Origin of the sequence: Paenibacillus sp. FSL M7-0896 (assembly GCF_037975415.1) — a bacterium.
Classification (GTDB): Bacteria; Bacillota; Bacilli; order Paenibacillales; family Paenibacillaceae; genus Paenibacillus_AQ; species Paenibacillus_AQ silagei.
In genome coordinates this window covers 1,842,668-1,859,978 of sequence record NZ_CP150250.1, presented here as the reverse complement: position 1 = coordinate 1,859,978, position 17,311 = coordinate 1,842,668, and the positions used below count along the sequence as shown (strand labels likewise).

Annotated in this window: 12 protein-coding genes; 6 read left to right on the top strand and 6 right to left on the bottom strand. The window is 53.4% G+C overall.

The genetic code is table 11. The features are described from left to right. Window positions 1-106: 106 nt before the first annotated feature. Complete coding sequence (locus MKY12_RS07765; protein WP_339313363.1) at window positions 107-1,135, bottom strand: nitroreductase family protein; 1,029 nt, start codon at window positions 1,133-1,135, stop codon at window positions 107-109. A gap of 207 nt (window positions 1,136-1,342) precedes the next feature. On the opposite strand from MKY12_RS07765, the gene MKY12_RS07760 reads away from it, so the two are divergent. Beyond that, window positions 1,343-1,849, top strand: a complete 507-nt coding sequence (locus MKY12_RS07760; protein ID WP_339313362.1) for a MarR family transcriptional regulator — start codon at window positions 1,343-1,345, stop codon at window positions 1,847-1,849. 133 nt (window positions 1,850-1,982) lie between these two features. Here MKY12_RS07760 and MKY12_RS07755 read toward each other — a convergent pair whose 3' ends face one another. Beyond that, entirely contained in the window at window positions 1,983-2,444 is a 462-nt protein-coding gene (locus tag MKY12_RS07755; RefSeq protein WP_036692784.1) for a Dps family protein, read from the bottom strand. 275 nt (window positions 2,445-2,719) lie between these two features. Continuing rightward, entirely contained in the window at window positions 2,720-3,022 is a 303-nt protein-coding gene (locus MKY12_RS07750) for a DUF1805 domain-containing protein (RefSeq protein WP_209872793.1), read from the bottom strand. A 212-nt stretch (window positions 3,023-3,234) separates the two neighbouring features. Here MKY12_RS07750 and MKY12_RS07745 point away from each other — a divergent pair, with 212 nt between their 5' ends. Further along, window positions 3,235-3,768 carry a hypothetical protein gene (locus MKY12_RS07745; protein WP_339313361.1) on the top strand — a complete coding sequence of 178 codons (534 nt, stop codon included), beginning with the start codon at window positions 3,235-3,237 and terminating at the stop codon, window positions 3,766-3,768. Window positions 3,769-3,854: 86 nt separating this feature from the next. On the opposite strand, the gene MKY12_RS07740 is transcribed toward MKY12_RS07745, so the two are convergent. After that, window positions 3,855-4,232 (bottom strand): DUF423 domain-containing protein, encoded by a 378-nt coding sequence (locus MKY12_RS07740; protein ID WP_339313360.1) that lies wholly within the window; start codon window positions 4,230-4,232, stop codon window positions 3,855-3,857. A 167-nt stretch (window positions 4,233-4,399) separates the two neighbouring features. On the opposite strand from MKY12_RS07740, the gene MKY12_RS07735 reads away from it, so the two are divergent. Further along, window positions 4,400-4,855, top strand: a complete 456-nt coding sequence (locus MKY12_RS07735) for a hypothetical protein (protein ID WP_036721420.1) — start codon at window positions 4,400-4,402, stop codon at window positions 4,853-4,855. A gap of 86 nt (window positions 4,856-4,941) precedes the next feature. Here MKY12_RS07735 and MKY12_RS07730 read toward each other — a convergent pair whose 3' ends face one another. Both MKY12_RS07730 and MKY12_RS07725 read right to left on the bottom strand, forming a co-directional pair. Beyond that, entirely contained in the window at window positions 4,942-7,218 is a 2,277-nt protein-coding gene (locus MKY12_RS07730; RefSeq protein ID WP_339313359.1) for a copper amine oxidase N-terminal domain-containing protein, read from the bottom strand. Between the two features lie 204 nt (window positions 7,219-7,422). After that, on the bottom strand, window positions 7,423-7,851 hold the full coding sequence (locus tag MKY12_RS07725; RefSeq protein ID WP_339313358.1) for a hypothetical protein: 429 nt from the start codon (window positions 7,849-7,851) through the stop codon (window positions 7,423-7,425). Window positions 7,852-8,023: 172 nt separating this feature from the next. Between MKY12_RS07725 and MKY12_RS07720 the strand changes: the two genes are divergently transcribed. From MKY12_RS07720 to MKY12_RS07710, 3 genes are all read left to right on the top strand, one after another. Beyond that, window positions 8,024-8,668: a methyltransferase domain-containing protein gene (locus tag MKY12_RS07720; RefSeq protein WP_339313357.1), complete on the top strand. Its 645-nt coding sequence runs from the start codon at window positions 8,024-8,026 to the stop codon at window positions 8,666-8,668. A gap of 130 nt (window positions 8,669-8,798) precedes the next feature. Beyond that, window positions 8,799-15,518 (top strand): hypothetical protein, encoded by a 6,720-nt coding sequence (locus MKY12_RS07715; protein WP_339313355.1) that lies wholly within the window; start codon window positions 8,799-8,801, stop codon window positions 15,516-15,518. Next, window positions 15,515-17,200, top strand: a complete 1,686-nt coding sequence (locus MKY12_RS07710; protein WP_339313354.1) for a DUF11 domain-containing protein — start codon at window positions 15,515-15,517, stop codon at window positions 17,198-17,200. Before MKY12_RS07715 ends, MKY12_RS07710 begins: the two co-directional genes overlap by 4 nt. Window positions 17,201-17,311 lie beyond the last annotated feature (111 nt).

The window sequence follows — 17,311 nt, the reverse complement described above, 5'->3', positions numbered from 1 at the left end:
TTACAAGCAATTAGATTTTATATCACATTATAATTATTATAAAGTGAATCAGGATGATTATCAATGATTCTCACTAATTTTATTACATCGGCCCTTTTTTATCAAATTAATTAATGGTTATCTTCACTGCGGGAATAGGAAAAACGGAATTTGAATACCGCTTATGTTCCCCCGCTTCAAGTACTGCGACGATCCGTTCCAGCGGACGAAGCCCGAAGGACTCACACTGCTTCCGGTCATAGACCCATTCCGGAATCCTGCGGCGCAACTGCCACCCTTCAGACCGGGCCAGCAGTTGAAAATTCTGTATCAGGCTGCACACCGCGGCATAATCCTCTTCCTGCTTGTGCGGGTCCGTCTCTTCTCTGGCTACGGCCAGCAGAAACGGCGGTGAAGGTGCCTCTTCAGAGAACTGCAGTTTGCCTGATGCCTCTGTCTTATCACCCGTCACATAGATGAACCGCCAAGGCTCCCGCATGCCGTCATTCGGTGCCCAGACCGCCTCGTTCAGCAGCCTAAGGACATTGTACGCGGAGAAAGGAGCGGCATCCTCAAGCTGGCGGCTGTCTTCACCTATAACCGTCCATTTCCGTTCTGCCGGTGTTCTTTTTCGTCCTCGCGGCGCTTTGTCGAAGGAGCCGATTTCCAGAATCCCGGCAAACTGCTCTCCTTCACGCCAGCCGATGAGCTTATAGAACGATTCGCTCAGAATCAAGGGATCTGTGTACCACAGCATCCCCAGCCCCTGTTCCCAGCCCAGAAGCTGAACCGTTTGCATGATGCTGCAGACCGCGGCGTAATTCTCATCCCGCTCCCGCTCCGTGCCGGCGGACTCGGCAATGAAGATTACATGAGCGGGAGTACCCGTGATTTGCCTTCTTAGAAGATCTGTCATTGGGGCAGGAAGGAGCTTCCCCAGCCGGCCGCCCGTCACCTTCGCCATCATGGATTCAGCCAGCTCTTCACGGGACTCGGGAGTGCCGAAGTAAAGACAGCGCCAGTGCGGCGTTCCTTCGGACTCGTATAAGCCAGCCGCCTCATTTACCAAGGAAATAATCCGTTCTTGTTCAACCGGCGCAGCGCTGAATCTCCGAATGGTCCGCCGTTCCCTAACCGTTATGGACACATCCTTCATCTTCATCCCCCCAAAATATCGTTTGGCATTCAATAATTAATATTGTTTACCAGTTAACTATATTTTGAAAGAAATACGATGTCAATCTTTATTATTTAATTTAAGATCAGCAATTTACCATAAATACATTGTCTGAATATTTAGTTTACACGTTAATAATTTTAAGTTAGAATAAAGGTACTTTGCAGAAAGGAGATGCTAAGCCCCATGCATTCCTCTGAAGGACTTAAGCGGCTGCTGTATGACCGTTTTCTCCACCTCTCCCATTTAGTTGAAGAGACTTTCGTAACCGAAATGGATGTATTTACGGATCTCACACGGAAGTACGGGATTACTCTCACTTCAACCAGCTTGACCAGTATTCATGTCATCGACTGCATTGGCAATCACGAGCCTGTCAACAGCACTACCATCGCGGAGAGCTTGAAATTGTCCAAGGCGAGCATCACTAAGATCAGCACCAAGCTTCTCCAGGATGGCTGCATTAAGCGGAGCCGGATGAATGACAACAAGAAAGAAATCTACTTCAGCCTTACTCCTAAAGGCAGACAGCTCTTTGAACTCCACGCCCGGATGCACGAGAACCTGGAGGAGAGATTCATTGAGAAAATGGGTGAATTCTCGGAACCGGAGCTGCAGGCTTCACTGAAATTCATTCAAATGATGATTGATGAGAATAGAATGCTCCCCCTGAATCTTAGTGAATTCGAGTAGAAAGGGCTACGCTGCCCTTTTAAAGGGGATCATGAGAAGCACAAGAATCCTTATATTTTGAAAAATAAATAAAGCCTCCCTTCAGGGGAGACTTTATTCCTATATTCAAATCATTGTGCTGCTTATCCCGCAATCAGCCCAGGAAAGCGCGCAGCATCCACTGGTTCTTCTCCAGATCCGTGCGGATCTTAATGAACAGGTCTGCCGTCGGCTGGTCGCTGATTTCTTCCGCCAGCTCGATGCCCTCTGTCAGTTCTTCCGCTACTGTAGCGAAATCTTCGATCAGCGCCTGAACCATACCGCGGGCATCTTCTTTGCCTGTGGCTTCCTGAATGGTAGCCAGTTCCAGATATTCTTTCATAGTTGCTGCAGGGCTGCCTTTGATGCTCAGCAAGCGCTCAGCTACCTCGTCCATTTTGAGTGTAATATCATCGTACAGCTCTTCGAACTTCACATGCAGGGCGAAGAACTGCTCCCCCTTCACATACCAGTGATAGTTATGCACTTTCACATACAATACGTTCAGGTTGGCAACCTGACGGTTCAGTACCTGTTCCAATGAAGCGGTGTTCACTTTGTTTGATGCTTTAGCCATGAGATGATCCCTTCCTTATCCATTAAATTTAGCCGGCTGCTTGTCCATTGTCCGGCCTTGCAGTTGTCTATTCTCCATTTACCCTTTTGCCTGAAGGGCGAAACAAGCCTGGCCCCGGACAAGCCCTCTTCCCCGCCGCTGGCTGCATGCTTGTGTCTTCACCCGTAGGATGAACCAAGCAAGCGCCGGTTATGCTAATTGATGCGGTTCAAGACAGAATAAAGTCAGCCAAGGGGCCGGGAAGCTCCTTGGCTGACTACACATTGCTATGTGCCTTACATCATTAGCAGCAGGGCCTCTGCACCGGACATGCCCGGAACGATTCCCAGCTTCTCTGCTTCTATAGTTACGGACTCCAGCGGCGCGGCCAGCAGCTGTTGAAGCGTGCGCACCCCGACAGCCCTTGCCGCAATAATCTTCCGGTCGCTCAGCACCTCGTTCAGCAGTCCTATGTCCAGCGCCCCGCACATAATATATCCCTTGTCTGTGCTGATGCTGAGCAGCGTCGTTTTGGGCAGCTTCACCTCAACCCCCACCAGGACATGATCGCCCACCTGCATGGGCTCTATTGTTACCATCTGCAGCACCTCCTCCTTTCACATTCACGTTGTAGGTTATGCGTACGGTTCAGGCCACGTGTGGACGATTGTCCTAGTTCATGGAGAAATCGGAGGGTCAGAAGTCCTTATTTCTATGCAGGAGGGTATATAATTTCCGCTTATTTAATGGTATAGTTTATACACTAATTTAAATTAAAGAAATCGTGATTAACGATTAAGCTGGGGGATTAATGGATAAGAAACTACAACATACCGACGGCAATTATCTTTTCAATGTCGACATCCTGATTAATGCCCGCACCAACCCGCTTGCGCTGCAATTCCTGCTTGAAATGTTGAATTCAAGCGACAAAGTCACTGATTTCAACATCAACTCCGGGCTGGAGCTTGGAAGAGCCATTGATCATCTGCTGAAGTCTGCAAAAATGGCTCTGAAGAATGACAGCTTCACACCTGCTCCGGTGCCAGTGAAATTGCCGGAGAAGCCGGCAGACCCTCAGGCAGCCAAGCCTGCGGAGAAGCCCGCAGCCAAGAAGCCTGCAGCAGCTCCGGCAGAAACTCCAGCAGATGTATTCGGCAAAATCAGACAGTACATTCAGAATAACCAGCTCGTCCGGCTGCGTGCGAACCGGCATGGCAAACAGGTATCCATGCCCTGCCGTATTCTGAACTTAGACGAAACGGAAAATTCGCTGAGTGTATACCATGTAGACGAGAAGCAGGTCTACACGTTCAAGCTTAATGAAATCGATGAATTTCTGTAAGAGAAAGAAGCACCCGCTCCGGGTTCCGGGGCGGGTGCTTCTTTCTCTTACGATTATTTTGGCGGATACGCAGCTCTTGCCGCACTTCACTTCTTGCGCGAGAAGGCCTCCAAGGCCAGGCAGATCCAGCCCGCAATGAAGCATACCCCTCCCAGCGGAGTGATTGCTCCGAGAACCTTGACACCGGAAATACTGAGGATGTACAGGCTGCCCGAGAACAGGACAACCCCGCCAATCATCAGCCGCCCTGCCCAGCGCAGACGGACACTTTCGCCCCACTGCCCAGCGGTAAGCCCGATAAGTATCAGGGCCAGCGCATGGAACATATGATACTGGACGCCCGTCTCGTACACCTGCAGATAGTGCTCACTGATTACAGGCTTCAGGATATGCGATCCGAACGCGCCGATGGCAACAGACAGCATACCCAGCAAGGCTCCCCAGCCCACCAATCTTCGTTGCATGGATATACAGCTCCTTCCCTGAGTTGAACTTCTCCTATCTTAACAATCAGCTTCGCCTTTTGCCAGCCGCATCATTCTGTAGCTTGTATTCCTGAGGACTTGCATTTAGAGCGCTGTTATGATGAAGTGGTAGTAATAACCTATTACACCCCAAGGAGTGCAGCCAAATGGACTATCATACACCTCCCAAATCGGACACCGCCGCAACCGAGCCTGCAAGATGGGGCTCTTCTGAACAAGACATGAACCCGGATTATGTATACCAGGAGAACAAACGCGACTATAAGCACTCGGGCCCCGGTATCGCTTCGTTCGTAATAGCTCTACTTACATTGGTCTGCTATGCCATTACCTTCGTGTATGTAGGAGCGCAAGCGTCTTCTCTGATGAATGAGCATAATAAACTGATTGCCGATTCGGCAGAAACGATTATGTATTTGGGCCTGACGATGCTGATCCTGGTCGCAGTGAATATCATCGGGGCGGTTACCGGTATTATCGGCCTGACCCTGCGCAGACGGCGCAAGGTTTTTGCTATTATCGGCACCATCATCAACGCCGGCTTCCTGCTTCTGTTCATGCTTCTGCTGTCCGTTGTTCTGGTGAATGCCGGAGCATCATGATAACTCGTGTACGCAAACACAGCATATCCCTGTGAACCGGGACATGCTGTGTTTTGTTGTGGAGCCTTATATACAGAGCTGGACGCTTAGATCTCGAACTCTTCGCTTGAATCGGACAGTCCGCCGTTCTGCACGCCAGAGCTGTTGGCTACCGCAAGCACGTATACCTTATACTTGGTGCCTTTGACAATCGGGTTACCGTTAATATCTTTGGCTGCAGCCGCTATAGAGAGATTGCTACCGTTAGGGACTGCTGATCTGTAGTAAGACGATTGCACGTTAAGAGCTTCTGCAGTGCCGAAGCTCTGCTTGGAAGGGACTACGAATACCCGGTATTCGGAAATATTCGACTCACGGGCAGACTTGGTGAAGTTAACCACAAGTTTGCCGTTATCCATGCCGTAAGTCACATTTGTCACGGAGGTGACGGGAAGCTTAGCCGATAAGGTAATGGCTGCCGATCCCTCCGATAATACATTAGCTCCCTGGTAGCTGCCGTTTCTGACAGTCAATACATATACCCGGTAGCTGATTCCCGGCTTGATGGCTGCGCCGCGTACGTCCTTGGCTGAGCTATCGAGCACCTGATTGGTGCTGTCCCCGGATGTACCTGCGGTTGTATAATTCCCCGCATTATTCGCATCCGACAAGCTGAAGCTGTTGTAATAATTCATAGGCACCACCAGAATCCGGTAATGGCTGATGTAGGATTCGTCTCCGGCATGATTGAACGATACTCTCAGATCACGGCCGTCTCCATAATCGTTCACATCACTCACACTTAGATTCGATATGGCACTGAGGCCGGAGGTATTCACCAGCGTAATCGCCGGAGAAGCAGCGGATAGCACATTCGAACCCGAATTGTTCCAGTTGCCTGCCGCGAGCACATACACTTTGTAGCTGGTTCCGTTCCTGATCAGGGAACCGCGAACATCTCTGCTGGAAGAATTCAGGATCTGCTCGGTATAGGTTCCTGATGTGTTTACCGCCGTATAATTCGCACTGGATACATTATTCGCATCATTTAAGCTGAAGCTGCTGTAATAATTCACAGGCACCACCAGAATGCGGTATTGGCTAATATTGGTCTCGTCTGTGGCATGGTTGAAGGTAACCTTCAAATCCCGCCCGTCATTATAATCGTTCACATCGGTCACGTTCAGGTTGGATACCCCTGCATTGGCCAGTGTAAGGGCCGTTGAAGCAGGTGACAGCACATTATTCGCAGCATTGCTGCTGTCAACCGCCAGTACGTATACCCGGTAGCTCACACCCGTCTTGATCAGCGCCCCATCTGTATCTCTGGAGCCGGAGGAGAGGTTCATACTGATGTTATTCCCTGTCTTGTTGATCTGCGTGTAATTGCTGCTGGAGACCGCATTGGCTCTGCCCAGGTCAAACACTGTGGTATTGGACGCTTTGACTACGAAGATCCGGTAAGAGCTTATCTTACTCTCATCTGCCAGCTTGTTGAAGCTGACGGAGAGATCCCGGCCATCCCCGTAATCACTGGTATCCGTTGCCTGGACGGTGCCCAGTGCCGGAACTGCCTTGTTCTGCAATGTAATAACGGCAGCTGCACTGGAGAGGGCACTGGTATTATTGCCTTTGCCGACTGTCACTACATATACGCTATATCCCTGATTATTCTTAATCAGGTCACCGTCGATCGTTCTGGCGGCAGCGTTCAGCTTCACAACAGGATTGGCTCCTGTTACCAGAGCAACGGAGTAGTTATTGGAACCTACTGCCAGTGCAGACGACAGGTTCAGTGAAGTACCGGTCTTGGCGACAAGCACTCGGTATTGATCCACCAGCGATTCGTCGGCCGCACGGTTGAAGCTGACTTGCAGATCCCGGCCGTCTCCATAATCGCTGATATCCTGGGCGGTTACTCCCGATACCGGAGCCGCATTCCCGCCTACCGGAACCGGAGTGGTGATCGTGACAATCTGCGCAGCCGGATTCCAGCCGACCTCGCGGCCGAGCGCTTCACTTACGAAGCGGGTAGGCACCATTGTGCGGCCCTTCAGATTCTGTCCCGGCACATCCAGGCTGACTGCCTTGTTGTTGATGGTTGCGATCTTGGAGCCAATCTTCAGTACAATCGTTGTATCGTTCTGGGAAGCTGTTACTGTCTGTGTCTTCTGATTCCACTTGATGTCGGCATTGAAGGCTTCAAAGATAGCCCGCAGCGGAACCATGGTCCGTCCGTTCACCATTACCGGCGGCTGGTCTGTGGACAAGGTCACTCCATCAATAATAACTCTGATGGGTTTTGCTGCTGCCTGGGCAGGAGCCTGAAACAACATCGGGAACACCAATAATCCTGCTACAATCGAAATCCATAACTTTTTCACAAGCTCACCCTCCCGGATAGGAAAACAATCTCAATTTCTATCTCTTTGACGCAAGCCGGGCGGAAAAAGTTTCTCTCTGAACCGGTTACAAAAAAATAACCTTTGGAGCCGATTCCAAAGGCGGCAAAAAGAACTGCAATGGCGGATACCCATGGGGTATTCCGCCATTGCAGCCCGGGTTCGGGTTCAGGGCACTCTGCCGAATCAGTCCGCTTTGGCCAGACTGGACAATACCCGCTGAATCACGACAGGATCTTTTCCGACTATTTTTTTCACATAAGTAAATACTACAGGATCATCCATCTCAAGTCCTTCCGGCGCATCCGCTGTGCCTGCACCGAGTTCAAAGGCCGTCGGCCCTTCTTCTGTCACAATCTCCACGGAATGGGTATCCATCTGCCCGACATAAGTGCCTGAGCCCTGGATCTTCTCTGACTCTGCGGCTGCGGAAGGACCAGGCTTCAGCACCGGACTGGCGAGAGGTAACGCCGCTGTCTGTACAGGGATTCCCGATGAGCCTGCTGAGGACGATTCTCCGGGGGCTTCCGCAGGGCTGTTCCCGCCGCAAGCCGTCAGGGTGAGCATCAATACAGCGATTGCTGTCATAGCGGGTAGCGTACGCTCTAGTCTCATGATGTGTACCTCCTCTGTTGGTTGTGTGCTGCTTACCTTACCTATGGATTACCCCATAAGCCGGGTAGTGTAAACTTGCCGTTACGGGCTGGGCATCAGCCGTACGCACAGAAGCGCCGGACTAATACAATAGATGAAGAGCCTTATTCAGCATTTGAAGGAGTGGTATCCCTTGAGAATCGATATCGGCTGCGGCCCCGGCAAAGAGTCCGGGTATCTGGGAATCGACCGCACACAGTACCCCGGGGTGGATATCGTCTGCGATATTTGCGAAGGAATCCCCCTGCCCGACAATACGGCTGAATTCGTTATGGCCAGCCGGGTGATGCCTTATGTGAACGATCTGTTTGCAGCGATGTCAGAGATTTATAGAATAAGCACACACCAAGCGGTTGTGTGTATTCTCTCACCCTATGCCCATAGCTTCCCGCATGCCTCCAACCCTATGTTTAAGCAAAAGTTCGATGAGTATACCCCACGGTATTTCACCGGCCGCTTCTTCCAGCCCTATCAGAGCCCGCTGTGCCCGGAGATCCCGGATTATCCCGTGCCGCTGCCGCCGTTTGACTTCAGACTGCTGCGGATGGAGCTGTTCTATCAATATCCGTATGACGACAATCTGTATGATGCGGAAGAGCTCGAGGTTCTGAAGACGCTGCAGTCCAATGTCATTCACGAAATTATGTACCACTTCGCCGTCATTAAGCGGGAGATTACCGATGAGGAACTGGAGGCGATGAGCCGGAAGGTGCTGCCTGAACCACAGGCACTGCTAGAGCGCCGGCTTCGGCTGCAGAACAGGAAATATATGTTATGAAATTCGGGATGGACATACAAGATTGCCCAAAACGGAACATAGGTTAATACAACACAAGCAAGATGGCATATCGGCTCACACAGAGCCGGTCTGCTTTTTTTTGACTGTCTGAGCTTCTATTCAAAAGGAGGTGAAAATTATTCCTCTAGTCGTTCGGTCTACGGTTAATGCAACAGGCGCCATCACTTTCACTGGCAACACGCTGGGACTAAGCCGCTCTGAAACTGCCGGTGTACCGGGTACACAGGACAGTATCGGAGGCTTCTCTACGATTAATACAGCTTCTGTATACGGCACCTATCCTGCTGGCACTACCAGTCTATATCAGAGCAACAGTTCAGCAGCTATTCTGGTTCTCCCTGCCGGAAGCACAGTTCTGTATGCCGAGCTGATCTGGGGCGGTTCCTATGTTAATGGTACCGTCAATCTCACTGCGGCAATCAACAACCCTGTATCCTTCACTACACCGCTAGGGAACACGGTCAGTGTAACCCCCGACTCAGCCACAGCCAATTCGGTGGATCTGGGCGGCGGAGCACTCGCATATGTCCGTTCCGCCAATGTGACCAGCACTATTCAAGCCTCCGGTGCCGGAACCTATGTCACTGGCGGTGTAGTCGGGACTATCGTAATTCCCGGTGATTCCACTGCCAACCATGCCGGCTGGACACTCGCCGTCATCTACCAGAATCCGTCGCTGCCCTTCCGCAACATGTCCCTGCGCGCAGGCGCTGTCCTTGTCCAGGCCTCCTCGGCCCCGGTGGTCACCACCATTACCGGCTTCGCCACACCTGTTACCGGCGCGCTGGGCGGACGTATCCAGTTCAGCGCCCAGGAAGGAGATGCCAACCGCTCGGGAGACCAGGCGCTTTTCGGCCCTACTTCTACTACTCAGGTCGCCCTGTCAGGTCCTAATAACTTTGCCAACAACTTTTTTGCCTCGCAGATTAACAATGATGCCGGCAATCTGAATACGACCGGCACGTTCGGCACCCGCAACCAGACCAACGGCAGTCCAGGCTCCAACATTGTCGGGGGGCGGCAGGGCTGGGATATCACGAATGTGGATGTCTCTGCGCGCCTGGTCAATAACCAGTCCTCCGCACTCCTGACCTTAACTACTTCGGGCGATGCGTATGTCGTTAACGCCAACGGGCTGCAAATTGACATCAATGCGCCCAAGATCTCCTTGACCAAAAGCGCCAATGTCGCCGGTACCATCGTTGGCGATCTGGTCACCTACACTGTAACGGTCAACAATACCGGTACGGCAAGCGCAGCCAGTGTTGTATTGTCGGATGCTTTACCGGCAGGTCTTACTTTTGTCACAGGAAGTGTGGTGGTAGCCGGTGTTGCCAGGCCGACTTATGATATAACCTCCGGCATCCCGCTGGGTTCACTTGCTCTGGGCACTTCCATAACGGTCACCTATCAAGCCAGGGTGACTTCCTTGCCGAATCCGCAAATTGTGCCCAACACGGCTAACGCTGCCTTCACCTTCCAGAGTGTGGCCGGGGGCCCGATTGTGAGCGGGGTGATTCCCTCCAACACACAATCGCTGCCGGTGTATTCTCCGGTTCTCGGCATTGTCAAAAGCGCCAATACTACCAACGCAACCGTCGGGAATCAGATTCTCTACACGCTGCAGATAGCCAACACCGGCAATATCGGTGCCACCACTACACTCACGGATAACATTCCTGCGGGCAGCACCTATGTTCCGGGGAGCTTCACGGTGAACGGTACGCCTGTAGCGGGTAATCCCGCCGCCGGAATCGCCATCGGCACCATCGCAGCGGGAGGAAGCTCGACAGTCCAGTTCCGCGTGCTGGTGAACAGCCTGCCTTCTCCTCCGCAGCTCGTTGACCAGGCGACAGCCGCCTATACCTTCCTGGTTCCTGACGGACGTACCGTTAACGGTACGGCAGCCTCCAATACGCTCACCATACCGGTCAGACTGCCTAATGTCTCCATCGTCAAGAGCGCCAGCTTCCCGGATGTCACCGTAGGCGACACCCTGCTGTATTCGTCAGTGATCACCAATAATGGAATTGAAGCCGTGACGAATGTCGTGCTCTCCGATCCGATCCCCGCCGGCAGCTCTTTCGTGCCGGGAAGTGTTGTGGTAGCCGGCAGCTCCCGGCCTTCCGCTGATCCGACTTCAGGGATTTCCGTAGGTACCCTTGCTGCGGGGGCCAGCGTAACGGTTACCTTCCAGGTAAGTGTCACCTCTGTGCCGGGAAACGGCCAGCTCGCCAACCAGTCATCGGCCTCTTACAGCTCTGGGACATTTAACGCCATTACACAGTCCAATACAATACTCACTCCTGTGTACCAGCCAATAATCGGTATCGTCAAAAGCTCCAGCCCAAGCAGCGCCACGGTTGGAGGAAATGTACAATACACGCTGCAGGTGCAGAACACCGGTAATCTCGCAGCGAATGTGACCCTAACTGACACGATCCCTGCCGGGTCTGCCTTCGTCGCCGGAAGCGTTACAGTAAACGGTGTGGTCCGTCCGTCAGATTCTCCGGTAAGCGGAATCCCGCTCGGGTCCGTAGCACCGGGAGCCGCCTTTACCGTAACCTTCCTGACCACTGTCCAATCCCTGCCGTCTCCGGCAACCTTGACGGACCAGGGCAGCAGCAGCTATACCTATCAGTTGCCCAGCGGACGCTCTCTGTCCGGCGGAAGTGTATCCAATACGGTGACTATTCCAGTCTCTGCCCCCAACATCACGATTCTAAAAAATGCCAATCTCACCTCAGTGGCTGTAGGCGAATATCTTACCTACACCGTCTCTGTATCCAACCCCAGCGGCGTAGCTGTTAACAATGTAGTGCTGTCTGATCCGGCTCCGGCAGGCAGTGCCTTTGTAGCAGGAACTGTCACGGTGAACGGGACAGCCGTACCCTCTGCCAATCCAAATGCCGGGATTGCTCTCGGAACACTTGCTGCGGGTGCCACAAGCATCGTTGTCTTCCAGGTGAATGCCAACTCTATTCCAAGCCCGCCTCAACTGAGCAACCGGGCCAGCGCCTCCTTTACGGCCGGCTCATTCAGCGGAGCAGCCCTGTCCAATACAGTGTCTACCCCGGTCTTCATTCCAGTCATTGGACTGGTCAAAAGCTCAAGCCCTGCACAGGCCTCTGTCGGCAGTCTGCTCTCCTTCTCCATCCTGGCCAGCAACACTGGCAATATCGCGGCAATGCTGAATCTGACCGATTCCCTGCCGCCGCAGACGGTATTCGAGACCAACAGCGTAAGTATAGGCGGGACCCCGTTACCTGGGTATAGCCCATTAACAGGCATTCCGGTGGGGCCGCTTGCTCCCGGAGACAGCGTCGTAGTCAGTTTCCTTGTTACGGTTACTTCGCTTCCCCCAAACCAGCAGCTGCCTAACTCGGCAGCTGCATCCTATACTTTCACCCTGCCGGATGGGCGTCAGCTTGGCGGTAACACCGTGTCGAACACACTTACGGTTCCCGTCTCGGCACCGAATGTCAGTGTTGTCAAAAGCGTCAATGCCATTGATGCCGTGACCGGCGACATCCTTACATTCACCTCCGTGCTGACGAATAACAGCATTACCTCTGTCAGCAATATCATTCTCAGCGATCCCTTGCCAGAGAATGCAGCGTTCCTTCCCGGAACCGTAATTGTCGGCGGCGTCTCCCAGCCGTTGTCAGTTCCGTCGGCCGGCATCCCAATCGGCAGCCTGGGGCCTGGAGCCTCCGTTGCCGTCACATTCGAGGTGAGAATAACCATGCCGATTCCTTCACAGGTGAATAACCAGTCCACCGTCAGTTTCACCTCCGGGGTCTTCTCCGGCTCTTCATCGTCCAACGTCACCACCACACCGGTCACACAACCGCAGATCTCCCTTGTCAAAAGCGCCAGTGACCTGAACGCCACAGTAGGCGATACGGTCATCTATACCATTGTGGTCAGCAATAGCGGTAACCTTGCAGCCAATGTTACGTTAACCGACAACATCCCGGCGGGTACTACATTTGACCCCAACAGCGTCATTGTCGGCGGATTCCCTCAGCCGGGGGCTGCACCGGATACCGGAATTACTGTTGGAACTGTAGCTCCCGGTGCCAGTGTATCTGTCAGCTTCACGGTCTTCATCGTGTCTCTGCCTTCACCGCAGCAGCTTGTCAATCAGGCAAACGCCACCTATACCTTCACTCCGCCTGACGGGCGGCTGCTCAGCGGAAGTGCCATCTCCAATACCGTGACCATCGCAGTCTCTGCCCCTAACCTGTCGGTGGTTAAGAGCACCTCCTCCACTTCAGTGGCACTAGGTGACACTATTGCATATTCCGTAAATATCACGAATAACGGTATAGACCCGGTGAACAATGTGATCCTCAGTGATCCAACACCAGACGGGGCTGCCTTTGTGCCGGGCAGCGTATCGGTGAACGGGGTGCCTTTTCCGAATGCCAACCCGGCATCAGGGATTACACTCAGTACGCTTGCCTCCGGGGCTAGTGCCGTCGTCTCGTACAGTGTCACTGTCACCTCTGTACCCGGGGATGCCTCCATAGACAATCAGGCTACAGTAACTTACACCTCAGGTGTATTTAGCGGCTCCACCTTCTCCAATCCCGTGGCGGTGCCTGTCTTCCAGCCCAATATCGCTGCGGTCAAAACAGCCAATACCGCCAATGCAACAGTCGGTGATACCGTAACCTACACGATAACGGTCAGCAATACAGGCAACTACGCAGCAATTCTGACCGTAACGGACAATATCCCGGCCGGAACTACCTTTGAGGAGAACAGTGTACTGATTAACGGGCTGCCTCTGCCGCAAGCTAATCCCTCCACAGGAATTGCTGCCGGAACTATCGCTCCGGGGGCCACTGTAGCTGTCTCATTCTCGGTGGTGATCACTTCACTGCCATCGCCGCAGCTGCTGGTGAATCAGGGAACGGTTGCTTACAGCTTCACCTTGCCTGACGGAAGAACCCTGGGAGGGTCGGTGCTCACCAATACCCTGACCATCCCTGTCTCGAATCCGAATCTGGCTGTCGTCAAAACCACCGCAACCACCGCAACCAATGTGGGCGACACCATCACTTATTCCGTGACCCTGACCAATAACGGTATTGCTACGGTTAATAATGTGGTATTCACAGATGCTCTGCCTGCCGGTACCGCCTTTGTACCGGGCAGTGTGCTCGTAGACGGCGTGTCTCGTCCCGCTTCTTCACCGGCTACCGGGGTGACCATAGGCAGCATCGCTCCGGGCGCTTCTGTAACGGTGGCCTTTAACGTAACGGTTACGTCTCTGCCGGCTTCAGGTGTACTGAACAATCAGTCATCCGTCAGCTTCACTTCCGGTGCCCTGTCCAGTGTAGCCTTCTCGAACATTGTGACCACCCCGGTCTTCCAGCCGGTTATCGCTGCAGCCAAGAGCTCCAGCTCTCAGAATGCAACGGTAGGCGATACCATTGTCTATACCGTTAATGTCAGCAATTCAGGGAACTATGCGGCATCGGCCACCCTGACTGATACCATTCCCGCAGGTACAACTCTGGTTCCGAACAGTGTACTGATTAACGGCTTCCCTGCTCCGGGTGCAGATCCCGCTACCGGAATCCCTCTGGGCAGTGTTGCAGCCGGTGCATCACTGACCATAGTATTCTCTGTAGTGATCGACACGCTGCCAGCCAGCCAGCAGCTCAGCAATCAGGCCATTATCGCCTTCAACTATACGCTGCCTGACGGACGCGTCTTCAATCAATCCGCCAGCTCGAACATCAACCAGATTTCCGTATCTTCGCCGAATGTACTTGTGGTCAAGAGCACCACTGTTACCGATGCCGTAGTGACCGATACCGTTCCGTACAGCATCGCAGTCACCAATAATGGAATTGCACCGGTTAACAATGCAGTGCTGAGCGATCCGATTCCGGCCGGTTCTTCCTTTGTAGCCGGCAGCGTGGTCGTGGACGGCACTCCGCTGCCGGGGGGCAACCCTGCAAACGGGATCTCGCTTGGCACTATCGCCCCTGGTGCGGTGGTCCAGGTCACCTTCAATATTCTCGTCAACAGTCTTCCTAATCCGGCCACACTGAATAATCAGGCTTCGGTCAGCTTCACCTCCGGGGCATTCTCCGGCGCCTCTTATTCCAATAATCTAATTACCCCGGTATTCCAGCCGATTATCGGTGTCCTGAAATCTGCGGATACCACTAATGCCACAGTTGGAGATACTGTCACTTATGCACTCAGCGTCACCAATACAGGTAATCTTGCAGCAGTCGTCACCTTAACCGATTCTATCCCTGCGGGAACTGTTTTCATACCGAACAGTGTACTGGTTAACGGCCAGCCCGTTCCCGGCGCTGATCCGACTACCGGAATCAATCTGGGTACAGTTCCAGCGGGTGCCACAGTTACTATGCTCGTCACCCTACAGGTAACTGTCGCTTCCCTGCCTTCACCGCAGCAGCTGGTGAACCAGGCGGCGGCAACCTTCACCTTCACGCCGCCTGATGGACGTCTGCTCTCAGGCTCTGCACTATCAAATACACTCGTCATTCCAGTCTCTTCACCGGACGTAACGGCAGTCAAGAGCACTCCGGCTGTCGATGCTGTAGTCGGCGATATCATCACCTATACGATTGCCGTAACCAACAACGGCATTGTTCCCGTCAACAATGTGGTCCTTGTTGACCCGATCCCGGCCGGCAGCCAGTTCGTTGCAGGCAGCGTAACTGTGGATGGCACTCCGCGTCCCGGAGCAAATCCGGGCACCGGTATTGTGATCGGAACGATCGCCCCGGGAGCGACCACAACGGTAACCTTCCAGGTTCAGGTCATCGTCATATGACAGACGGCTCACAGCTCCAGCCTGTCGTAAGTAATCAGTCCATGGTTCTGTACAGCTCGGCAGAGGGCACTGAATCGGTTACCTATTCCAATACCGTCAATACGCTTGTGGTGGGCCCGGTATTATCACTGCAAAAGCAAGCAGACCGCCTGAGCGCCTCCCTGGGGGAGACGCTCGTCTACACTGTGACCGCCAGGAATAGCGGCAATACCGGGGCGGTTGTCACCATCACGGATGTGCTTCCCCCAGGCGTCTCGTTCATTGCCAATAGTGTGCTTAGAGACGGAGTCCCCCTTCCGGGGGTCACTCCGTCTTCCGGCATTCCCCTTGGCGTACTCGCCGCCCATTCGGGAGTCAGTATCGCCTTCCAGGTCATTGTTATCTCGCTTCCGCCTTCACTCGCGCTGCATAACAGGGCGGTTGGCACGTATTCCTTCACTACACCTGAAGGAAGAACGGTGAACGGGGAGATCCGCTCCAATCCGGTCAGTGTCTCCCTGCTGTCCTACCAGTTGTCCTCCCTGCTCTCGGCCAGCACTCCCACTACCTTCATTGGGGATGTCGTCACCTATACCCTTCAACTCAGGAACGAAGGCACCCGGCCGCTGACCGGAGTCCTTGCTGCGCTCCCCCTTCCGGAGGGCACCTCCTTCCTTCCCGGAAGTGTTATTGCAGGCGGGATTTATCAACCTGAGGCTGACCCGGCTTCAGGCATCGGACTGGGTTCGCTCCCGACAGGAGCAGGCACCGAGGTCTCCTACCGTGTAAGGGTGGCCTCGAACCCTCCAGGATCGGCGATTATGGCGAACGCGCAGATCTCTTATGAGGTCAACGACAACAGAACCTCCACCACAAGCAACACGGTTCAGATTACAGTCATCCAGCCCGGATTATCGGTAAGGCTGAAGGTTGATCTCTACAGCGCAGCGCCCGGTGACAACTTGCGGTACGAGTTCACTGTACAGAATAGCGGTAATATGGCGGTGAACGCACTGCTGGCGGACGCCATTCCGCCAAGCGTACTGTTCATCTGGGACAGTGTCCGTATTGACGGGGTTCCCCAGAGGGGCGTCCGCCCCGGGGACGGAATTCCGCTGGGCACCTTACGGGCAGGCGCTGTTATGGCGGTAGATTTTCTCGTATCTATTCCAGGTGCCACCGATATCCGCCAGACGCCGGCCATTCAGAATCAGGGAGTGGTCCAGTATACGTTCTCCCTGCCGGACGGGCGCAATGTCGGGCAGCTCTCCCGCTCCAATGCGGTGACCACGTTGCTGTTCACGCCCATCATTTCCATTCAGATTGAGGGCGAGCCGCCCATCGTCGAGCCTGGAGGTATCGCGGAATTCAACATTTACGTGTCCAATAGCGGGAATTATCCGGCAGAGGTCTCGGTGATCCGAATTGTACCGCAGGGTACCGTCATTAATCCCGATATCGTTACCATAAGCGCTATCGCCGTGCCCGGTACGCCATATAGCGGAACAGTTGCTCTGGGAACGCTGGAAGCGGGGCAGACCGTCACACTCACTTACTTTGTCACAATAAATGCGGATTATATGGGCAAGGATCTTCAAGGCTCCACGGCTGCCCTGTATCTGTTCACCATCGACGGACGCCGGTACTCCGGCGAAGCCCGTTCTAACAGCTATAAGCTGCTCATTGAAGAAATCAGTGAATAATACAGCTCACATATCCCCCATCTCCCTGAATATACTTTAGTTACAACCTGCTGCTTCGTCTTAGTCTCCGTAGTGACATTACCGAATAACACAGTCCATGGGAGGTGGTCA

Coding starts and splice junctions, on each gene's coding strand:
- MKY12_RS07735 (WP_036721420.1), top strand. CDS start 4,400: ATGGACTATCATACACCTCCCAAATCGGACACCGCCGCAACCGAGCCT.
- MKY12_RS07755 (WP_036692784.1), bottom strand. CDS start 2,444: ATGGCTAAAGCATCAAACAAAGTGAACACCGCTTCATTGGAACAGGTA.
- MKY12_RS07710 (WP_339313354.1), top strand. CDS start 15,515: ATGACAGACGGCTCACAGCTCCAGCCTGTCGTAAGTAATCAGTCCATG.
- MKY12_RS07765 (WP_339313363.1), bottom strand. CDS start 1,135: ATGAAGGATGTGTCCATAACGGTTAGGGAACGGCGGACCATTCGGAGA.
- MKY12_RS07750 (WP_209872793.1), bottom strand. CDS start 3,022: ATGGTAACAATAGAGCCCATGCAGGTGGGCGATCATGTCCTGGTGGGG.
- MKY12_RS07740 (WP_339313360.1), bottom strand. CDS start 4,232: ATGCAACGAAGATTGGTGGGCTGGGGAGCCTTGCTGGGTATGCTGTCT.
- MKY12_RS07745 (WP_339313361.1), top strand. CDS start 3,235: ATGGATAAGAAACTACAACATACCGACGGCAATTATCTTTTCAATGTC.
- MKY12_RS07725 (WP_339313358.1), bottom strand. CDS start 7,851: ATGAGACTAGAGCGTACGCTACCCGCTATGACAGCAATCGCTGTATTG.
- MKY12_RS07760 (WP_339313362.1), top strand. CDS start 1,343: ATGCATTCCTCTGAAGGACTTAAGCGGCTGCTGTATGACCGTTTTCTC.